A 5,436-nucleotide genomic window follows, 5' to 3' on the forward strand; every position below is an offset into this window, starting at 1 on the left:
GGCACGGCGGCACGGCAGCGTCACTCGGGCCGCGGTGGCTCCCGCAGGTGGCGGTCCTGGCGGCAGGCGGCCAGCGGTTTCGCCGTGGCCGAGAGGATGTGCGTCACCCGCTGGGTGCGCGCATCGGCCACCACGCGCAGACAGGCGCAGCCATGGCCGTAGAAACCATTGGTGCGCACCCATTGCGCCTCGGTGAAGCTGGGCCAGTCGCCCTCGGCCTGGGCGCCGCCCTGGCTGCCCACGGTCCAGCGGCCATGGCGGTCGTGCAGCCAGGCATTCCCCGGTGTCGGGTTCTGCCACCAGCCACAACGCAGTTGTGAGGCCGATGCTGCCGCCTGCGTGCCGGACAGCCCCGTGATCCCCAGCAGCGCGCACAGCACCCACGCGCGCAGTGCGCGCGCCTCACCGGTATCACCCATCATTCACTCCTGGTGTGCGATGGAGCGTTCGCCACCACACCCCATCCACCACCGCAGCACCGGCAATGCCGACGACATAGGCCAGCAGGTCCAGCGGATCAAAGCCATTGCCCAGCACCAGATAGGCCAGCGGGTGGGCACGCAGCGCCTGCATCCAGGGGGCCTGGTAGAGCTGCAGCAACTCGACCACGAAGGCGATGGCCAGTGACACCACCACCAGCCGCCCGGGCGCGATGGCGGGCCGCACCCAGGCCACGCACAGCAGCACCACCCAGGCCCAGAGCGCATCGCCGGGGTAGTTGCCCCACACGGCGGGCAAGGGCAGATAGCCCCGGCGCGAGGCCAGGCCCACGGCGATGACGGCCAGGGCCAGGAGGGTGAGGAGCAGGCGGGAGCGGGGACAGGCAGGGGCAGCAGAGGACGGCATCACGGCAAGGCGCAGTCGGCCGGCAAGGAAAAACCGCGATGGTAGCCGCTCAGCGTGCCGCTGGCGGCGGCGCTTCAATCAATGTGCGCGCCCGAGTCCTGGACCACCTGCTTCCAGTGCGCCAGCTCACCCGGCAGCATGGCCTTGAAGCTCTGCGGGTTGGAGTCCACGCGCTCGGCGCCCAGGGTCTTGAAGCGCTCCGCCATCTCGGGCTTGGCCAGCACCGCCTGGACGGCCTGGTACAGCTTGTCCACGATCGGCTGCGGCGTGCCGGCCGGGGCAAACAGCCCGTACCAGCTGGTCACCGCCAGGCCCTTGCCCAGCACGGGAATGTCGGGCGCCAGCGAGGTGGGCTTGTCCGCCGCCACGCCCAGCACGCGCAGCTTGCCGCTGGTGACGAAAGGCATCACGCCCGGAAAGCTGCCAAAGGTCATGGGCAGCTGGCCGGCCACCACATCGGTGGCGGCGGCCGAGGCGCCCTTGTAGGGCACATGCAGCAGGTTCAGGCCTTTTTGCTTCTTCAGCATCTCGCCCAGCAGGTGGTTCAGCGTGCCGTTGCCGGCCGAGGCGTATTCCACCTTGCCCGGGTGGGCCTTGGCATAGGCCACCAGCTCGTCCAGGCTCTTGGCCGGGAAGTTCGGGTTGACCACCAGCAGGTACGGCGCCACGGCCAGCTGCATCACCGGCGTGAAGTCCTTGATCGGATCGAACGGTACTTTGCTGTAGAGCGCCGGATTGATGGTGTAGGCGCTCTGCGCCGTCACCAGAAAGGTGTAGCCGTCGGCCGCGCTGCGCGCCACCTGGCCCGTGCCCAGGTTGCCGTTGGCACCGGGGCGGTTTTCCACCACCACGGGCTCGCCCAGGCTGGTGCCCAGGCCCTGCGCCACGGCCCGGGCAATCACGTCGTTGGCCCCGCCGGGGGCCTGGGGCACCACGAAGGTGATGGGTTTGGTGGGCCAGCTGGCCTGGGCCAGGGCGGCGGTGCCGGACAGCGACAGCAGGGCGGTGGTGGTGGCCATCACGGCCTGGCGGCGGGAAAACCGTATGTGCATGATCATGGAGAAATACGTTGATGGATAGACGTCAAGGTCGAAACCCAGATTGTGCAAACGCTGACAACGTTGAACCATGGTGAAAACACGCCGGTGCTGTCCATGCTTTCAGCCACAAGACAGTCTCTGTAGCAGTCGTTCAATCGCTTGCACAGGGGAACAACTGTGCTGCCTGCAAGTTGCCACCAGCGCTTGCGCATGCACCATGCGTAACTCGACAGGCACCTTTTCCAGGCCGAGAGCGACAGCCAGAGCAAAGCGGTGCTGACCTCCCTGAAGTTTCACCAGCGAGCCATCACGATCCAAAGCAATGCCGATTTCCCGGTCTGCTGGTTCACATAAGCGTTGTGACACTTCCTGATTGGAGAGAAGGCCATGCGACTTCACCGATTGATAAAGCGCGTGGAAGCGCAAAAAATAGCCATCCACCTTGTCCACCGTGTCTAGCCTGACTTGTTGCCGCACCACAGGACACTGCAGCCCCAGTGCATCCACCATGTGCGCATACGCTGGTGTGCGTCGGAAATCCCAGTCCACAGCCATCAGATCCTGGACTTCCTTGAGTACGTTCAACCGACCGATGTCTTGCCGCGCCGGTGCTAAATCGCCATGAGCCAGGAAGAAATCGCTGGTATGCACACGCCGACTCCCTAACTGCAGCCAGTCGGCCATGAAGTAGCCAATCCGTGCCAACGGTACCTGGACCAGCAACTCTTTACCCATGCACTGCTGCACCCACACTGGGTGCAACGCCAAGCCAGCAGTCCCCGCTTCGCCCCTCCTCACCGCCCATAGCTGCGTACGCAGCATGCCTGCCAGTATCCACTGCTGACCCAGCACATGGCGCATGGCTTTGGCGGCAGCATTACGCCGGTTACGCTGCTGTCGGTCAAGGACCGTTAGGTGCGCTGCACCAATTCGCTTCACATCCACCATCTTCACCTCCTCACAGCAGCACCAGCCCCGGTGGCAGGCTGTCGCCCAGGCTGCGCCGCTGGTCCTCGGCATCCATGGTCACCACGCTGTCCACCAGCGCCAGCCAGCGCGCAGGCGCACCGGCGGCGCGCATCTTGTCCAGCACCTGGGCGCGCACGGCATCGGGCAAATCGCGCGCGCGGTCGCCGGTCATGCGGGCCATTTGCACCGCGGCAAACATCGCCGTTTCGTGCTTGCGCCAGTCCTGGGCCAGCGTGGCATCCAGGAACTCCTGCGCGGCCTCGGGCGGCATCACCAAATGGGCATTCGCCGCCAGGGATTGCCGCGCCGCCAGGCGGCCGATGGCCCACCAAGTCTGGGGCGAGGCATCGGGACGCTGCAGGCGCTGCAGCATCCACTGGCCCATCTCCTGGCGGTACTGCCAGGGCACGGCCTCCATGGCGGCCAGCAGGCGCAGCATGTCGTCGTAGCTGCCGTGGCTGCTCTTGCCACCGTTGCGCTGCGTCGCCTGCTGCACCGTCTTTTGCATGGCGGCGGCCACGGCCTCCAGCACCTGCATCTGCTGGGCTTCGTCCAGGCCCGCGGCCACGCGGCGCCAGAACACCCACCACTCCGTCCAGTTGGCCGGGTCCCTGGCGTGCCCCAGACCGGCGGCGTACAAGGCCCAGACCTGGGTGATGCGCCAGGCGTCCAGCTCGGCGCCGACGCCGGGGCGCAGGCACCAGCCGGCCAGGTTCAGCCACACGCGCTCATGGTCGGCCGTGCGGCGGCGGCGCTTGGCGCGCGCCAGCAGGGCGTCGAACAGGGCACGCAGCAGACCCAGCTCCCAGCTGTCGCGCGGGCCCAGCAGCTTTTCCAGGGCCGGGCGCAGCTGGCGCACGTCCTTGGCGCTCACGTCCTGGGCCTGGGTGCCAAAGATACGGTCGATCAGCGCCACGGCGGCCGGCAGCTGCGTGGCCAGGGGTTGCAAGCCTTTTTGGCCTTCTGCGCTGGCTGCATCAGCGCTGGCTGCTATCGTTTCCGATGGTGCCACCGCCCCGCGGGTGTTGAAGGGCAGCAGCCAGGACTGGGCCGCGTCGGCCACGCCGTCCTGCACGCGCAGGCAGCGCACCTCGAGCGTGCCGACCTCGGTCATGCGGGCTTGCAACTGCACTTCCACCTGGGCCTGGGCCCGGCCTTCGGGGGCGGGCAGCACGGTGGCGATGGGCGGCAGCTCCACCCAGCCCTCGCCGGTCACTGCGGTGATCTGCCCGGCCTGCGCCACGGGCTGGCTGTGGCTGTGCGCCAGCAGGTTGAAGCGCACGGCCTGGCCCAGCTTGAGCGCAAAGCGCCGCCCCGACAGCACCAGGCGCACGCCCTCTTCCGTGCCCTTGGGCAGCAGGCACAGGGCCTGCGGGGCAGCGCCGGCGGGCCCCGGCAGCAGCAGCCAGTAGCTGCGCGCCGAGCCACCGCCGATGCGCGGCATGGTTTTGATAGCTGTAGGCGCGCTCTGGCTATGCGCCAGAGGCTGATTTGATGCAGATGCCTGCGCGGGCGGTGGCGCTTGCAGGCCCAACCCATAGGCCGCTGCGCCGCGCGCCACGGCCCAGTCGGGGTGCGGGTTGTGCAGCACGCGCACCGGGCGGCCACGCCAGCCGTCCAGCAACTGCGTCAGCCGCTGTACCAGCGCATGGGCATGGAACACGCCGCCGTTGAGCAGCACGGTGTCGGGCAGCGCCCCGTCGGCGTGCTGGCGCAGGAACTGCGCCAGGTGGCGGCTGATGGCGGCATCCGCCGGGTACGGCAGGCCAAAGCCGCGCAGCGCGCCCTGGCGCCGGGCGGGCAGCGCATCGATCGGTGCGGGTGGCAGAAAGCCTTCTACCACCCACTGCTGCACCTGGGCGCGCGTGAGCGTGGCGGACTGCGCCTGGGCCAGCAGCTGGCTGCCGCCGCCCAGCAGGGTGATGCGCACCTGCTCGGGCGCCCCGGCGGCCAGCAGCTGTTCCTTGGCCACGCGGCAGCGCTGCACCAGCTGCGCAAAGCGCTGCGCGGGCAGGCGCTGGCCGGCGCCGGCAAACGCGGCCTCCAGCTGGTGGGCCAGGGCCAGGTCCATGTTGTCGCCGCCCAGCATCAAGTGCTCGCCCACGGCCGTGCGCGTGAGCAAGGGCAGGCCGCCGTCGGCCGCGGGGTCGACCCGGATCAGGGTCAGGTCGGTGGTGCCGCCGCCCACGTCCACCACCAGCACCAGGCGGCTGTCGGCCAGCTGTGCGGCCAGTTGCGGGCCCTGCAACAGCAGCCAGTCGTGGAAGGCGGCCTTGGGTTCTTCGAGCAGCTGCACCTGCGGCAGGCCAGCCAGCTGCGCGGCCTCCAGCGTCAGCGCGCGTGCGCCCTCGTCGAACGAGGCGGGCACCGTCAGCACCACGCTTTGCTGCGCCAGCGGGGCCTGCGGGTGGGCCTGGTCCCAGGCGGCGCGCACATGGGCCAGGTACGAGGCCGAGGCCGCCAGTGGCGAGACCTTGGCCACCTCGTCGCCCGCGCCCCAGGGCAGGATGGGCGCCGTGCGGTCCACCCCGGTGTGCGACAGCCAGCTTTTTGGCACTGGCCACCAGCCGCCCGGGCACGG

At 69.1% G+C, this 5,436-nt stretch carries 5 protein-coding genes; all 5 read right to left on the minus strand.

Annotation, left to right across the window (positions count from 1 at the left end; genetic code table 11):
• Positions 1-20: 20 nt before the first annotated feature.
• On the minus strand, positions 21-419 hold the full coding sequence (locus SJH88_RS18380; RefSeq protein WP_274755303.1) for a DUF4087 domain-containing protein: 399 nt from the start codon (positions 417-419) through the stop codon (positions 21-23).
• Complete coding sequence (locus SJH88_RS18385; RefSeq protein ID WP_274755304.1) at positions 412-846, minus strand: ribosomal maturation YjgA family protein; 435 nt, start codon at positions 844-846, stop codon at positions 412-414. Before SJH88_RS18385 ends, SJH88_RS18380 begins: the two co-directional genes overlap by 8 nt.
• A gap of 74 nt (positions 847-920) precedes the next feature.
• Positions 921-1,865 carry a Bug family tripartite tricarboxylate transporter substrate binding protein gene (locus tag SJH88_RS18390; RefSeq protein WP_420921760.1) on the minus strand — a complete coding sequence of 315 codons (945 nt, stop codon included), beginning with the start codon at positions 1,863-1,865 and terminating at the stop codon, positions 921-923.
• A gap of 141 nt (positions 1,866-2,006) precedes the next feature.
• Positions 2,007-2,834 (minus strand): hypothetical protein, encoded by an 828-nt coding sequence (locus SJH88_RS18395; RefSeq protein WP_274755306.1) that lies wholly within the window; start codon positions 2,832-2,834, stop codon positions 2,007-2,009.
• 10 nt (positions 2,835-2,844) lie between these two features.
• On the minus strand, positions 2,845-5,436 hold a 2,592-nt coding region (locus SJH88_RS18400), incomplete at its 5' end, for an Hsp70 family protein (RefSeq protein ID WP_420921759.1).

It is taken from the genome of Comamonas sp. GCA5 (assembly GCF_036541385.1).
Taxonomy (GTDB): domain Bacteria; phylum Pseudomonadota; class Gammaproteobacteria; order Burkholderiales; family Burkholderiaceae_C; genus Comamonas; species Comamonas aquatica.

What these genes read in the sequence shown, in the direction of transcription:
- SJH88_RS18395 (WP_274755306.1), bottom strand. Translation starts at nt 2,834, where the DNA reads ATGGTGGATGTGAAGCGAATTGGTGCAGCGCACCTAACGGTCCTTGAC.
- SJH88_RS18385 (WP_274755304.1), bottom strand. Translation starts at nt 846, where the DNA reads ATGCCGTCCTCTGCTGCCCCTGCCTGTCCCCGCTCCCGCCTGCTCCTC.
- SJH88_RS18390 (WP_420921760.1), bottom strand. Translation starts at nt 1,865, where the DNA reads ATGGCCACCACCACCGCCCTGCTGTCGCTGTCCGGCACCGCCGCCCTG.
- SJH88_RS18380 (WP_274755303.1), bottom strand. Translation starts at nt 419, where the DNA reads ATGGGTGATACCGGTGAGGCGCGCGCACTGCGCGCGTGGGTGCTGTGC.